This window comes from Jiangella aurantiaca, assembly GCF_004349105.1.
Classification (GTDB): domain Bacteria; phylum Actinomycetota; class Actinomycetes; order Jiangellales; family Jiangellaceae; genus Jiangella; species Jiangella aurantiaca.
Genome location: NZ_SMLB01000069.1, coordinates 1 through 13,762, shown reverse-complemented (window position 1 = coordinate 13,762; position 13,762 = coordinate 1). Strand labels below are relative to the sequence as shown.

Annotated in this window: 10 protein-coding genes and 1 pseudogene; 1 reads left to right on the top strand and 10 read right to left on the bottom strand. The window is 67.7% G+C overall.

Features of this window, described 5'->3' with window-relative positions; all coding sequences use genetic code 11:
• Window positions 1–339: 339 nt before the first annotated feature.
• The 9 genes and pseudogenes from E1262_RS31130 to E1262_RS28290 all read right to left on the bottom strand — a co-directional run.
• Window positions 340–469 (bottom strand): annotated as a pseudogene (locus E1262_RS31130) (ATP-binding protein); the annotation flags it as partial.
• A gap of 80 nt (window positions 470–549) precedes the next feature.
• Window positions 550–3,294, bottom strand: a complete 2,745-nt coding sequence (locus E1262_RS28325; protein WP_162606128.1) for a CBM35 domain-containing protein — start codon at window positions 3,292–3,294, stop codon at window positions 550–552.
• A gap of 212 nt (window positions 3,295–3,506) precedes the next feature.
• Complete coding sequence (locus tag E1262_RS28320; protein ID WP_132107694.1) at window positions 3,507–4,877, bottom strand: ABC transporter substrate-binding protein; 1,371 nt, start codon at window positions 4,875–4,877, stop codon at window positions 3,507–3,509.
• Between the two features lie 66 nt (window positions 4,878–4,943).
• The gene (locus E1262_RS28315) at window positions 4,944–5,900 is read right to left on the bottom strand and encodes a carbohydrate ABC transporter permease (protein ID WP_132107693.1); all 957 of its coding nucleotides are present in this window, start codon (window positions 5,898–5,900) and stop codon (window positions 4,944–4,946) included.
• A gap of 9 nt (window positions 5,901–5,909) precedes the next feature.
• Window positions 5,910–6,818 carry a carbohydrate ABC transporter permease gene (locus E1262_RS28310; RefSeq protein ID WP_203454602.1) on the bottom strand — a complete coding sequence of 303 codons (909 nt, stop codon included), beginning with the start codon at window positions 6,816–6,818 and terminating at the stop codon, window positions 5,910–5,912.
• Window positions 6,818–9,013: an alpha-galactosidase gene (locus E1262_RS28305; RefSeq protein WP_203454600.1), complete on the bottom strand. Its 2,196-nt coding sequence runs from the start codon at window positions 9,011–9,013 to the stop codon at window positions 6,818–6,820. The genes E1262_RS28310 and E1262_RS28305 overlap by 1 nt, the downstream gene beginning before the upstream one ends.
• Before the next feature lie 107 nt (window positions 9,014–9,120).
• The gene (locus E1262_RS28300) at window positions 9,121–10,158 is read right to left on the bottom strand and encodes a LacI family DNA-binding transcriptional regulator (protein ID WP_203454598.1); all 1,038 of its coding nucleotides are present in this window, start codon (window positions 10,156–10,158) and stop codon (window positions 9,121–9,123) included.
• A gap of 418 nt (window positions 10,159–10,576) precedes the next feature.
• Window positions 10,577–11,860: a HupE/UreJ family protein gene (locus tag E1262_RS28295; protein WP_132107692.1), complete on the bottom strand. Its 1,284-nt coding sequence runs from the start codon at window positions 11,858–11,860 to the stop codon at window positions 10,577–10,579.
• Window positions 11,857–12,501, bottom strand: coding sequence for a hypothetical protein (locus E1262_RS28290; protein WP_132107691.1), 645 nt, complete (start codon window positions 12,499–12,501; stop codon window positions 11,857–11,859). Before E1262_RS28290 ends, E1262_RS28295 begins: the two co-directional genes overlap by 4 nt.
• 229 nt (window positions 12,502–12,730) lie before the next feature.
• On the opposite strand from E1262_RS28290, the gene E1262_RS28285 reads away from it, so the two are divergent.
• Window positions 12,731–13,450, top strand: coding sequence for a DinB family protein (locus tag E1262_RS28285; RefSeq protein ID WP_203454597.1), 720 nt, complete (start codon window positions 12,731–12,733; stop codon window positions 13,448–13,450).
• A 118-nt stretch (window positions 13,451–13,568) separates the two neighbouring features.
• On the opposite strand, the gene E1262_RS30660 is transcribed toward E1262_RS28285, so the two are convergent.
• On the bottom strand, window positions 13,569–13,762 hold a 194-nt coding region (locus tag E1262_RS30660; RefSeq protein WP_203454596.1), incomplete at its 5' end, for a hypothetical protein.

Sequence of the window (13,762 nt, the reverse complement as noted above, 5' to 3'; positions counted from 1 at the left end):
CTGAAGCTCCGGCATCAGTAGTAACGCTGGGGGCTGTCGGCTGCTCCCGCATGGTGCCGTTCGTGGTGCGAAATGGACTCAACAACGGCTCCTGCAGGCACATGGTGCGGGTGCCTATGTAACTGTTGTTGCAGGTTGAGGCTGTATGAGGTGCTGTCGTGCAGGCTAACAAACTAGGCGTCGTCGGTTGCGGGCATTGCCGCGTCCCAGTCGAGGTGCTGGTAGGTGCGCTCCCAGTCGGCGAACAGGGTCGCCAGCCGTGGGTCCACGGCGGCCAGCGGCGCCAGGTAGCGGCGGGTCTTGGCGTAGTAGGTGCGCTGCTTGGCCGGCCGGGGGTGGTGTGAGCCGGTCGACGATGGCCCGCGCACAAGCGCAGGTCGGTGAAGGTCTTAGTCCATCCGGAGAAGGATTCGTTGGAGGCGATCGCGACGCTGTTGCGTTCTTCGCGCTCGGTCAGGACCTGGAAGAGAGCCACTCCGGGTACCAGGGCGGGCCGGCGTAACGCCAAAGAGTGACCGGCCCGCCCGTAGGCGGGCCGGTCCTCTGCCCTCAGCCGACCCGGATCGGCGCGATCTCGAACCGGTCGAGGTCGGGTGCCCAGGGGCTGTCCAGCACCGGCCGGCACGGTTGCGGGCACTCGCTCGCGGTCGCGCCTCTGGCGGGGTCGTTGGACAGGGTGATCTCGTTGCGCCCGGCCTCGAGCCGCACCGGGACGCCGCGGGCCCACCAGTTGCCCCACGACCACGTGTTCTTGAACCAGTGCCGGCTCGGCTCGCCGCCGTTGACGGCGATGTCGATCGGGCGGGAGATGATGTCGGCGTTGTACGGGTGGCCGGTGTCGCGCTCGTCGTTCGCGTAGTGCACGACCAGCAGGTGCTCGCCGGCCTGTGCGGCGTCGACGGTCACCGTCACCGAGTTCGCCGGGCCGTTGCCGACACTGCCGACGAACGACCCGCCGGAAGCGGCCCGGTGGGTCGCGATGACGGCGGTCCCGGCCAGCTCGGCGTCCTCCGCCTCGATCTCCGTCACCGGCTGCGGACCGTCGACGGCGGGCGTCACGGTGACCGCGTCGAGCCGCACCGGTGTCGGCCCGGACGGCGTCACGGTCACGCGGTTGACGCCGGCGGCCAGGTACAGCCGATGGGTGTCGGTGTCCCAGAACGCCGCACCGGGCGCGGCGCGCAGCACGCCGCCGTCGACCGGCCGCCGGTCCAGCCCGATGCTGGCCACCGCCGCTCCCGGGACTCCGGGGCTGCTGTGCCGGAACTCCAGGTCGTAGTAGCCGTCCTTCTCGGCGTAGACGGTGAACAGCGCCTCCGCGCCGCGGCGCAGCGCCAGGTGGCCGGCGCCGGACTGCTCCGGCTGGTCGTACGCGTGGCCGGCGGAGCCGCCGGTCTGCGCCAGCTCGGCCTCGTAGGTCCGGGTGACCGGGCCGGCATCCGCGGCGAGCTGTTCCAGGTCGATGCGGTCCAGCGTCGCCTCGCCGATCGCCCGGCCCAGCGCCGGGTGCGACCCGGCCAGCCGGATCTGGTTGCTCCCCGCCTCCAGCGAGACGACGACGTCGGCGCGGGTGCGCCAGGTCCAGTTCATCGTCGCCTCGTACTCGACGAACCGCGGCGCGCCGCCGTTGACGGTGAGGACCTGCTGCGACGGCTGCCCGGTCTGGTTGCCGTACATGATGCCGAGCCGGTAGTCGCCGGCGGCGGGGACGTCGACGGTGAACGTCACGGCGCTGGTCGCCTGGTTGAGGCATCCGACGTCGCGGTTGCCCGACGCGGCGGCCGCGTTCCAATTCTGGACGGTTCCCCGCGTTGTCACACAACCGGCCGTGATGGCCGCCGCCTCCGCCTCATAGGTGGCCCGCCACGGCCGCTCGACCGGCTCCAGGCTGCCGCTGCCGCCCGGCGACAGGACGATCTCGTAGGCGGCCATGCGGTCGACGTTCGGGCCGCCGTCGCCGTGCACACCGAGGCCGCGGATCGGCACCGTCACCGTGCCGTCCGACGGCGTCACGTCGGCGCGGTAGAGCACCTCCGGAGGCGGCGCGGCCGAGTTCTGCCCGCTCCACGTCGTGGCCCGCACCTCGACGTGGACGGTGTCGCCGAACAGTTCCGGATCGATGCTCTCGACGACGATGTCGACGTCCTGCTCGGTGCCTCCGGTCACCACGCGGGCCTGGCGCCGCCGGTCGTCGACGACGGCGATGGCGTCCAGTGCGTCGACCGTCGTGGTGTCCGGACGCGTGACGGCAACGGTGTCGCCGCCGTGCAGGTCGGCGTACATCTTGTAGAACCACCAGCCGGCACCGGGCTGGTTGGTCTGCACGACGTCGCCGGCCTGGCCGCCCGCCGCGGTCCAGTAGGCCTTGCCGCCGGCGGCGACCTTGGCCTCCTCGAACATCGCGACCCACTTGATCAGCTGGCCGGGCACGGTGAGGTCGCGGTTGCCGCCGTACTCGTTGATGTTGATCGGGATCGGGTCGATGCCCAGCTCCCGCTCCAGCGCCCGGTAGGTCGCGTACGTCCGGCGGAAGTAGTTGCCGCTGTTCGGGTCGAGGCTGTTCGACGGCAGCTGGTGCCACGTGGTGAGATCCGGCAGCACGTCGTTGTCACGGGCGAAGGTGAGGAAGTCGCGGTAGTTGCGCTCCCGGAAGGTGGCGTCGTTCATGCCGGCGACCCGGGCGCCGGGATGGTTCTCGCGGACGTACTCGACCGCCTGCTTCCAGTGCTGAAGGAAGGCGTCCATCCGGGTCCGGTAGGCCGTGGCGTTGCCGGTGCTGAGGTTGTACCAGATGCCGTCGGGCTCGTTGAACGGCACGTAGACGAACCGGTCGGCGTACGGGCTGGCCTTCACCTGGTCGACCACCCAGGCCAGCTTCGTCATGTAGTTGGCGAAGCACACCTCGTTGCAGGGGATCACACCGCCCGGGTTCTCGTACGTCCAGAACTCATACATGTCCTGGACGTTGATCTGGATGTACTCGCCGCCGTTGCGGAAGAACGGCTCGGCCACGACCAGCGCGTCACCGTTCGGGTGCTGCGCGCCGGCCGGCGGCTTCTGCGAGATGCTGTGCAGCCGCAGCGGCTCGATCGTGTTGTCACTGGGCACGCCCTCGTCGCTGAGCCCGTACAGCGTGCCGCTGCCGGCACCCAGGAACGGCCCAGTGCGCTCGTCCAGGTCCACGACGAGGCGTTGCGCCTCGTCCGCTCGTGCGGGCGGAGTCGGCAGCGTGCTCGCCGCCAGCGCGCCGGCCACGACGCTCAGCGCGGCGATCGGTGCGATCCACTTTCGCATGGCCTTCCTCATTTCCGAGCGGGCTACCGCATTGCGCTGGCCCGCTCTCTCCGTCGTCGTCGATGGTTCGGAGGGATGGTGCGAGGGGTTGCTTGACCGCGCCGCTAGTGAGGTTCCCGTTGGAGCGCCACTGGGCGTAGTCGTTGTGGATGTTGATGTGGATCTCTTCCCCGCCGGACGGAAGAAGTCCGGCGGGTTCGCGTGCTACCAGCTCACTGGAACAGCGCGTTCACCTGTTCGTTCGCCTGGGTGAAGGCGGAGGCGTCGGCGGTGCCCTGGAGGTACGACTCGACCGCGGCCGAGACGGTGTCGTTGACCTCGGACCAGTGGTCGGCGATGGGCAGGAGGGCGGTCGTGCCCTCATCGACCTGGATCGTGAATCCAGTCACGTCCCAGCCCTTGTCAGCGAATGCCTGAGTGGCGATCTCGGTGGAGGTCATCACCGCTGGAAAGACGACCGCGCTCTCGGCCACCACGTCCTGGCACGCCGCGGATCCGAGGTACTTGACCCACTCCCATGCAGCGTCCGGCTGATCGGTGCCCGCCCAGATGCCGTCCGAGAGGCCGTTGAAGACGCTGGCCCGCTCGCCACTCGGCCCGATGGGCGTCGGTGCGACACGGGTCGGAACGTCGGTTTGCCCGAGGTACGACGTGTTCATCCAGCTGCCGTCAGTGACGAGCGCATAACGCCCGGCAAGGTATCCGTTGAGCGGATCGAGCTCGGACAGCGCGATGTCGACGGACGGCATGAAGCCTCGGTCCTGGAGGCTCTTGTACCACTCGATGGTTTCCACGAACTCAGGGCTGTCGAAGTTCCAGGTCGTCGTCCACGGGGTCGTATCTCCGAAGTACCAGTCGTTGCTCAGCGCGTACGGCGCCCACGTCTGCTGGCCGGAGGCGTTGAGCCCGTTCCCGCTGAGCGCGAGGCCATACACGGCGACGTTGGACGGGTCGAAGCCCTCCTCGTTCCCTCGGACCCCGTTGGCGTCCACCGTCAGCGCCGCGATGAGCTCGTCAAAGCTGCCCGAGCCATCAGGGCTCCAGGTGAGCTCAGCCAACTGGTCCGCGGTGTAGCCGGCGTCGGCGACCATCTGTTCGTTGTAGAAGAGCGCAACGGTGTCGAAGTCCTTCGGAAGACCGTAGCGGCCGCCATCCTGGTCGACCCAGAGGTCGGCGAGGCCGTCCTGGTAGATGGAGAGGTCGAGACCGTCCTCTTCGACGCGATCGGAGATGTCGAGCAACTGGCCTTGCGAGACGAACTGCGGATAGTAGGAGAGATGGTCTGCGAATACGTCGGGCGCGGTACCGGAAGCGAACCCGGTGGTGAGGCCTTGCCAGTAGTCCGCCCAGCCGTACTGCTCGATCGTGACTGAGATCCCTGTCTCGGATTCGAACTGGTCGGCGCACTGCTGGTATGCCGGCTGCTGGTTCGAATCCCAGAGCCAGTAGGTGATCTCGGCGCCTTCGGCCGCGGGCTCGGCCGGGTCGGTTCCGTCCGAACACGAAACCAGGACGAGGGCGGAAACCGGCACCAGCACGAGGCCGCCACCGATACGTGCGAGGAGAGGATGGGAGCGCGACATTGCAGTTCGTTCCTTTCCCGTGTGGGTTGAATGCGAGTCGATGGTTCGAGTTCGGCACGCCCCAAATCACTTGATGCCGGAGTAGCCGATGTTCTCCACGAATCTCCGCCCGAAGACGATGAAGAGGATGAGGACCGGGAGCGCCGCAACGAGCGCACCGGCCATGAGGCCGGCCCAGTCCGGCCCGGTCTGCGGCGTCTGCGCACGGAAGACGCCGAGCGCGACGGTCAGCACGCGCGCTTCGTCGGCGCGTCCGACCAGCAGAGGCCAGAAGTACTCACCCCAAGCTGTGATGTAGGCCAGTAGTGAGAGGGTCACGAGCGGGGTCGACGACATCGGCAGGAGAACCCTGAAGAATATGCGTCCGTGCCCCGCGCCGTCGATCATCGCGGCTTCCTCGATCTCTCGCGGAATGCCGAGCAAGAACTGGCGCATGAAGAAGACAGCGAAGGGCGTCATGAAGAAGAACGGAAGAATGACGCCTGCCAGCGTGTTCAACAGGCCGAGATCACGTATGAGGATGAAGTTCGGGAGCTGAACGAAGATCGGCGGGATCATCAATGCGGTGATGAAGAGGAAGAAGACGGCGTCCCGGCCCTTCCAGTGCAGCCGCGCGAAGGCGTAGGCGGCCATGGAAGAGAACAGGACCTGGCCCGTTGTGATCGCCGTGGCGACGATCACCGAGTTGCGCAGATACAGCCAGAAGTCGATCGATCCGGTCGTCCCACCTTCGGCCGCCGCTTCCTCGGCGCTGGCCAGACCGAAGACACGACGAAAACCGCCCAAGGTCGGATCGACGGGGAGGAGACTGCCGGGATCGGCGTAGAGCGCGTTGTTGTTGGACAGCGCCGTGCGCAGCATCCAGTAGAACGGGAAGAGTGTCACGATCATCACGGCGATGAGCACCGCCCACGCGAGAATGCGTCCCCAGCCGGGCCGGATTCTCTTGCGCGCTGCTCGCACGCGCGCTCGCCTGTTGCGAGACTCCGCCGGCGCAGCAGCTACGAGGTGGGTGGTGCTCATCCTGATTCCTTACGCCAGGTCCGAACGATCGGAGCGCATGATCTTGAGCTGGAGGTAGGCGATCGAGGCGAGCATGACCACGAGGAAGACGGCGATCGCGCTCGCATAGCCCAGATCGAACCGTTCGAATGCCTGCTGGTAGATGTAGTAGTAGATGACCCGCGTGGCGTTGACGGGACCGCCTTCCGTGGTCACCGCGACGGTGTCGAAGATCTGGAAGCTCCCCACCACGCTGATCACGAGGACCAGCGCGAGAACCGGCCGCAGGAGCGGCAGAGTGATGGTCCAGAACATGCGCCACTCCGACGCGCCGTCGAGCGCCGCCGCCTCGTAGTACTGCGGGGGGATCATCTGGAGTCCGGCAAAGAGCAGCAGCGCGGTGTATCCGAGGAAGCGCCAGACGTTGATGAGGGCGACGGTCGGGATGGCCATGGCCGGGTCACCGAAGAACGCCACGCGGTCGAGGCCGACCTCTTCGAGGACCACGTTGATGATGCCGATCGAGTAGTCGCTCATCCAGAACCACACCAGCGCGACCACGACATTCGCCACGAGGTATGGCAAGAGCACGATGCCCCGGATCACGATCGACCTCGTGAGGCGGTGAAGAAGCACCGCCAGGGCGAGGGCGAGCACCGTCTGGACGCCGATGTTGATGACGACGTACTGAATCGTGACCCAGAGTGCGTTCCAGAAGAGCGGGTCGTCGAACATGCGCTCGTAGTTGGCGGTGCCGATGAAGTCGCCCGAGCCGATAAGGTTCTGATCGGTGAAGCTGAACCACAGGCCGCGGATCGCCGGCAGGAAGTAGAAGGCCACGAACCCCATGGCTGCCGGAGCGATGAACAGGAGCGCGACCCGTAGGTCGGAGCGTGGGCGCCGGCGGATGCGCGGCGTCATGCGAGATGCGGACGCCATCAGGTGGCCTCCACGGAGAGCGTGACGGCATGATCCGGATCCAACGCAGGGATCTGAATACCGATTTCGCCGAGCGCGGCACCGCTCAGTTCGACGCCTTTGCCCCACCATTCAGGGTGGACACGCGGGTCGAACGGCGCCTCGGAACCAGGTCCCGCTGCACGCACGATGTACGACCGATGCGCATCGAGTCCGGGAAGGCGCACCGCACCAACCGGCCACGTGACATGGCGCCGACGCAAGACCACCTGGTAGAGCGCGCGTTCGCGATCCGGTGAGACCGCTCCCGTCAGCCAGAGGTCTCCGCCCTCGAGGGAACGTCGGATTGACGTGCCCGAGTGGATCAGGTGTCGAACCGACTTGTAGAACGACACCCAGTCGGTCACCTGGGCGAGCTCCTCGTCAGTTGCCTCGCTCAGATCCCATTCGATTCCCAGGCTGCCGAAGATCGCTGTCGCTGCACGAAAGCCGAGGTCGCTCTTCCGCTGCGTCGTGTGTGCCCGTTCCGCCCCGATGTGACTGCCGATCAGCTCCCACGGCAGGAGCTGCAAGGTCCAGCGCTGGATCTGCTGACGCTCATGAGGATCGATGCAGTCCGAGGCCCAGACCCGGTCGGTATGCTCGACGATCTCCAAATCAACCCGGCCACCGCCGGAAGAGCACGATTCGATCTCGAGGCCGGGACACGCCGATCTGATCTCGTCGAGGAGCCGGTAGGCGGCGAGCGTCTGCTCATGCACGTTCGCGCGCCCACTGAGCGTCGATCCCGCATCGACGAGGTCGCGGTTGTGGTCCCACTTGATGTAGTCGATCCCGTGCCGCCGGACGAGGGAAACGATGCTGTCGCGTATGTACGCGAAAGCCTCAGGGTAGGTGAGATCGAGCACCTGCTGGTGACGTGCCTCGACCGGGAGCCGTCCGGGGACCTGGAGCACCCACTCCGGGTGCGTACGTGCGAGGTCGGAGTCGACGTTCACCATCTCGGGCTCGAACCACAGCCCGAACTCCATCCCCCGGGACTTCACGGCCGCGACCAGCTCGTCGAATCGACCTTCCCCCCAGACGGAGTCCGCCACGACCCAGTCGCCGAGGCCGCTACGGTCGTCTCGCCGCGAGCCGAACCATCCGTCGTCGAGGACGAACCGCTCGACACCCGCATGTGCGGCGAGCTCGACGAGAGGGATGATGCGCGCGAGGTCGTGGTCGAAGTAGACGGCCTCCCACAGGTTCATGACGACCGGCCGTGGACCCCTTGGGTGATGCGGTCGCGCCCGAAGATGGCGGTGGAATCGCGCAGCGACCTCATCGAGGCCATGTCCGTAAGAACCGAACAGCCACGGCGTGCGGTACGTTCCGCCTTCGTCGAGCACGATCTCGCCCGGGAGCAGGAGCTCGCCGCCGAAGAGCAGGCGCTCGCCGCTGAAGCTGCGTTCCGCGCTATGACGATGGTTGCCGCTGAACGCGACGTGGATGCCCCAGGCGTCTCCGCGGTCGAAGTCGATGCCCTTCTCAACGGCCAGGAGCAGTGTAGGAGCGTCCGCGCCCGTCCGGCCGTGCCGGCCCTCACGTGCGTGCGTACCTACCGTGAACGGACGCCGCTGCGGGACGCGCTCCTTGGCCCACCGGCCAGCCATGTCGATGACCTCCGCCGCCCGCGTCGGAACTGGCAGTGCGAGCTGAACGGCATCGAGCGTGTACCGGCCCGGTCCCACATTCGTGAGTTCGGCACGTGTCCGGACGAGACCGGCAGGGGCGAGCTCGATGTACACGCGGAGCGCGAGTCCGGCGATCGGGTCGGATCCGGCGACCTCGACGTAGCCGCCTCGCCCGGGGCGGCTGTCCCAGGTGACGGATGTGACCTGAAAGCGGGGCGACCATCCGCTGCCGTCATCGCGATGGCCGACGACTCCCGGCGTTCCAGTCCAGCCGCGGGCTCCCTCAGGCACGATCGAGACGGATACCCTGGAGTCGACACCGTTCGTGGCGAGTGGCGCCAATGACGCCCGCTCGACCGATGCGAGCCCTCCGTCGCCCAGCTGGCCGGGGTCCGCTCCCCAATGAATGACGATCGGCAGTGAGTCGGCGGGCAGTGCGAGGATCAGCGCAACGCCTTTAGCCGAGAGCTGCACGCGTTCCGGCCATGCGCCGTCGTCACGCGAGCCTCGAGTGTCCTCATCGGGAAGAGTCGTGCTCACTCGGAACCCTGCCTCCTGCTCACCACGCTGAGAGCCTGCAAACGTTGGTCAGAACCTAGACCGCCTGCAAACGTTGGTCAAGGGTGCGCGCGGTTGAGCTGAGCGGATCAGGCGCGCGGAGGCGCTGCGCTGTCTCGGACGACGAGATGGGGCAGGACCGCGGAGTCCGGGGGACGCCTGCCCGAGCGTAGCCACTGCTCGAGGAGAGCGAACGTCCGACGGCCCAGGTCGGCGAAGTCCTGAGCGACCGTCGTCAGCGCGGGCATCCACATCTCGGCGAATGGCTGGTCGTCGAAGCCCACCAGGCTGACATCGCCGGGGATGCGGACACCTCGCTCCTGAAACGCCCGCGCCGCCCCGATCGCGAGTTCGTCGTTGCCGCACAGAATCGCTGTGACGTCCGTGCGGGCGATCAATCGCTGCGCGGCCCGATAGCCGGAGGCTGGCGAGTAGTCCGCCTGGATGAGCTCGGGCACGGGTGCGCCGGCCGCCTGGAGGGCCTGGCGCCATCCCTCCGTTCGGCCGCTTCGCGCGCGGGTCGTCGGGATCGCGATGTGATGGACTGTTGCGTGTCCGAGACCGAGCAGGTACTCCGTGGCCAGGCGACCGCCTTCAGCGTCGTCGAGGAACGCATGGGGACGACCGGTGCGTCGATGGCGGGCTCCAGCTGCTGCGACAACGGGTACCGATGATGGCAGCGCCTCGAGCGTCTTGATCCCGACGGAGTCGAACTCGATGACGATCGCGCCCGCGAGCGCCTGTGTCAGGACGAGATCGATCGTGCGCCGGATCTCGGCCGGATCGCCGGACTCGACGACCGCGATGTTGACGACCATTCCGGCGCTGCGCGCCGCTTCCTCGATCCCCTGAAGAGTAGCGGCGTAGCCGAAACGGAGGGTGTTTCGAGCAAGGACCGCGACTGTCGACCGGCGACCGCTCACGAGGGTCTGTGCGGCGGCGTTCGGTCGATAACCGAGCCGCTCCACCGCAGCCAGGACTCGCTCCCGAAGCTTCTCGCTCACGGGAGTGCGCCCGGTGAGCACGCGGGACACCGTCGACACGCTGACGCCGGCTTCCGCGGCCACGTCCGCGAGCACTGGCGGTTGATGAGCGGGCATCGAAGATGAAACCCCCTGCTGCACCATGCGCAGAAGGGTATCCCGCTCGCCACCCCGGGTAGGCGCCATGCGGCTGGCCAAGCCTCGGGCGCTTGGCAGCTCCAGGCGTCTCAGATCGGGAAGGTCAGGAGGGTGGGGAGCGCGACGGCCACCGTCGCCGCGGAAGCACGACCGTGCGGCCGCGTCCCGATTGAACCTCCACGTCCACATCTCCGCCCTCCTTGTCACGCGGTCGAGAGTCACGGCGGAACGGCTCCGCCGTCCGGAGCACGTCGATGACGAGCACGACGTCACCGAGTTGCTCGCCGGCAGCGCCACCGGTCCGCTCCGGGCCACCACTTTGGGCGCGTGACGGCGAAGCGTTCAGGCGGAATGGGGCGCAGGATTCGGTCAGCTCGCAGTCATCGGGTCCGGAGACCTGGGCCACAACTGTGTATCGAACATCTCATCGGCCGACGACGGCGAGGCGGGACTGCTCGCTACGGCGGTGGAGCGCCCAGCCCGCGACCGCTACGACCGTGAGCCCGATGACTACGTGCCACGGGTGAGCGATGGCCGCGGACTCGAGGCCGGCGAGGGGGTTGGCAAGGACGCCGAGACGCTCGAGGACCCACCCGGTGGCGGCAGTCAGCGCGATCGACGCGCCGGCGATCTGAGCGGTGCGGTAGTAGCGGGTGCAGGCCAGCAGGTACAACGGCGGGAAGATCAGCGCCGCCGCGGCGAGCTGGGCGAGTTCGACGCCGACATTGAACGCGAGGAGGGCTGCGACCGACGTCGATCCCTCGAGCCCGAGACCGGTGAGGATGCCGGCGAAGGCCAGGCCGTGGACCAGGCCGAACCCGGCAGCGATGAGGGCTTCACCACGACGCGCAAGGGGACGAATCACGTGGACCGCGGCGACGCCCACCGAGACGGCCACGAGCACCTCGACGAACATCGTCGGCGCAGCCACCCAGCCCAAGCTGGCGGCGATCAGCGTGATCGAGTGGCCGGCAGTGAACGAGGTGATCGTCACCGTGAGGTCATGGAGTGTCGGGACGACCGCGATGCGGCGTGTCCATCGGCCTGCAATGACGACGGCCGGTGCGGTCAGCAGCAGCGTGGCCAGGAACAACAGGTGATCCGCGCCCTCGAGGACGTGGTGGAACCCGTACTCGACCATGTCCAGCAGCCCGGCCGGGGTTGCCGAGCCGGCAGGGGTGCCGATCGCCAGGGTCGGGTCGGCGCCGGTGATGACTCCGGCCGTGCTGACTTCACCGTCGATGCCAGTCAGCACGACGACCGCCTCATGGGCGGGGATCGCCTCGATGATGGCGTCGTACTCGATCACGAACTCAGACGTATCGGATGACCCAGTGTCGAACGTGACGACGACGCTGAAAGAGTCGATGCCGTCCACGGTCTCCCGGGCCGCGTTCGCGAACGACTCCCCCCAGACCGTACCGTCAGCGGCCGTGACCTCCAGATGATCGGCCAGGTAGTCGATCAACGCGCCCGAGTACGACGATACCTCCTGCTCACCGGCATAGTCCGTGCCGAGCGCGTCGTCGACTGCTTCCAGGGCGACCGTGACCGTCGCATCCACGCCGTCATCGGTGACATGCACCGAGATGGTGCTGCTGTCGAGGCTGTGTGCTTGTGCCGCCGCCGGCGCCAGCAGCAGCGCGGTGATCACCACCGCTGCTGCTGCCAGCGCCCGGCAGAGGCGGCGGCCGAGGCCCACGGTCACCCGCCGATCCCAGTGAAGGTGGGCGTCGCCTCCTCACCGTCCCAGGTCACCCGGAACGTGAAGGCTTCCTCCAGCGCGGCCCGGTAGGCATCGGCCTCGTCAGCGGTGATCGTGCCGTTCTCGAGCAGGCTGTCGATCGCCGGGCTCCACGACTCCACCAGGGCGCCGATGAGCGTCTGAGGGTCGATGCCGAGGTCCTCTGCGACGCTGGCGAGGTTCTGGCCCTGCTCCTCCATCCGGACGTGCAACTCGTCGTGGCTGATCGTCAGCACCTCGTCCAGGACGTCCTGCACCGGCTCGTGACCCCGGTGCAGCCCGAGCCCTCCATCGCCATAGGCCTCCTGGATGAGCGCGACCAGCTGCTCCTCTGTAGTCACCGAGCTCGGGTCGACCGACGTGCCCGCCGCACCTCCTTCGCCGCCTATCGGCGCGCCGCCAGAGCCGCCCTCCGAGAGGTCTTCAGGTGCGGGCTGCGTGCCGGAGGAAGATGTCGTGGTGTCGGTCTCGGTGCCGCTGCTCGACGCCGACTCCGTCGCCGACGACTCGGCTGCAGTCGACTCCGTCGAGTCGGCACCGCAGGCGGCGGCGACCGAGACGATCGCGACCAGGCCGAGGGCGACCAGTGTCTTACGGACCTTCATGGCTCACTCGCTTTCATCAATGCGGATCTGGATGCGTCCACGATCTGCGAGCAAGTCCTGTATGCCCTGTGCGACGGCTGTGGGTCACCTGTGAGCCGGTGTCGGCCGGCCCTGACCCGCACGAACGCAGGCGGCCGGCGACCCGTCGGGATCGCCGGCCGGTGGAGCGTGGAGGCCAAATCAAGCTGGGGAGGCTGGCTTGTCGGTGCTCGGACCTAGGATGCGGAGCATGACGCGGTATGTCGACGAGGATCTGCACGGTGCGGAATTTCGCGAGTGCGATCTGACCGGGGCACGCCTGATCGGCGTCGTCATGCAGGATGCCGTGATCGACGGGCTCATCACCAACCTCGTGGTGAACGGTGTCGAGGTCACCGAGTACGTCGAGGCAGAGCTCGACCGGCGTCATCCGGTGCGGGTGCTGATCCGCTCCGAGGACCCTGCCGATCTGCGCGAGGCATCGCGTCAGCTCCATGCCGGCTGGGCCGCCACGATCGAGCGAATCCGCCGTACGCCCGGCATCGAGCGCCGCAGCGTGAACGACGAGTGGTCGGCGGTGCAGACGATGCGCCACCTGGTCTTCGTCCACGACTCGTGGTTCCGCCGCTGCTGCCTGGGCTCGACGGAGCTGTTCACGCCGATGGGCATCGGGACGACCGTCGAGCCCTACCGTGGAGCACACGGGCTTGACCTCTCGCTCGATCCGGCCCTCGACGAGATCGTGAGCGTGCGTGACGCACAGGCCGCCGAGCTCGAGGCCTGGCTCGACGAGGTCACCGCTGTGCAGCTCGCAGCGCGAGCGCCGGTGCCCGACGACGATGTCTGGCCGCCGTACGCCCGGGGCCGCTCGGTGCGGCAGTGCCTCGGCACGGTGCTCAACGAGACCTTCGAGCACCACGGCTTCTGCGTCCGTGACCTCGACCTGATCGAGGCACAGGACGCTGAGTAGGGCGCCGGCTACGGACTCAGCATCTTGCGGATGCGGGCATCGCTGACCGTCTACGCGGAGCCGAGCTGCTAGGCCAGGAGCTGGACGCGGTACTTCTCGAGCATCCGGCGGGCCTGACCTAGGTGATGGCCTGGCGGGCGGCCGTCGGGAGCGCGGCGAGCTGGTGGAGGTGCGCCGCCTGGAGGTCGGCGATGCGGTCCATCAATGCGCGATCGGCGGCGATGCTCGTGTCCAGCTCGCGGCGCCGCTCGACGACGCCCTGAGGTAGACCGGGTAGCGCTCCTGTCAAGCCTCCAGATGGGGCCAAATCAA

Bases quoted from the DNA above. Each gene is read 5' to 3' on its own strand.
- E1262_RS28325 (WP_162606128.1), bottom strand. From the start codon at position 3,294: ATGCGAAAGTGGATCGCACCGATCGCCGCGCTGAGCGTCGTGGCCGGC.
- E1262_RS28320 (WP_132107694.1), bottom strand. From the start codon at position 4,877: ATGTCGCGCTCCCATCCTCTCCTCGCACGTATCGGTGGCGGCCTCGTG.
- E1262_RS28315 (WP_132107693.1), bottom strand. From the start codon at position 5,900: ATGAGCACCACCCACCTCGTAGCTGCTGCGCCGGCGGAGTCTCGCAAC.
- E1262_RS28310 (WP_203454602.1), bottom strand. From the start codon at position 6,818: ATGGCGTCCGCATCTCGCATGACGCCGCGCATCCGCCGGCGCCCACGC.
- E1262_RS28300 (WP_203454598.1), bottom strand. From the start codon at position 10,158: ATGGTGCAGCAGGGGGTTTCATCTTCGATGCCCGCTCATCAACCGCCA.
- E1262_RS28290 (WP_132107691.1), bottom strand. From the start codon at position 12,501: ATGAAGGTCCGTAAGACACTGGTCGCCCTCGGCCTGGTCGCGATCGTC.
- E1262_RS28285 (WP_203454597.1), top strand. From the start codon at position 12,731: ATGACGCGGTATGTCGACGAGGATCTGCACGGTGCGGAATTTCGCGAG.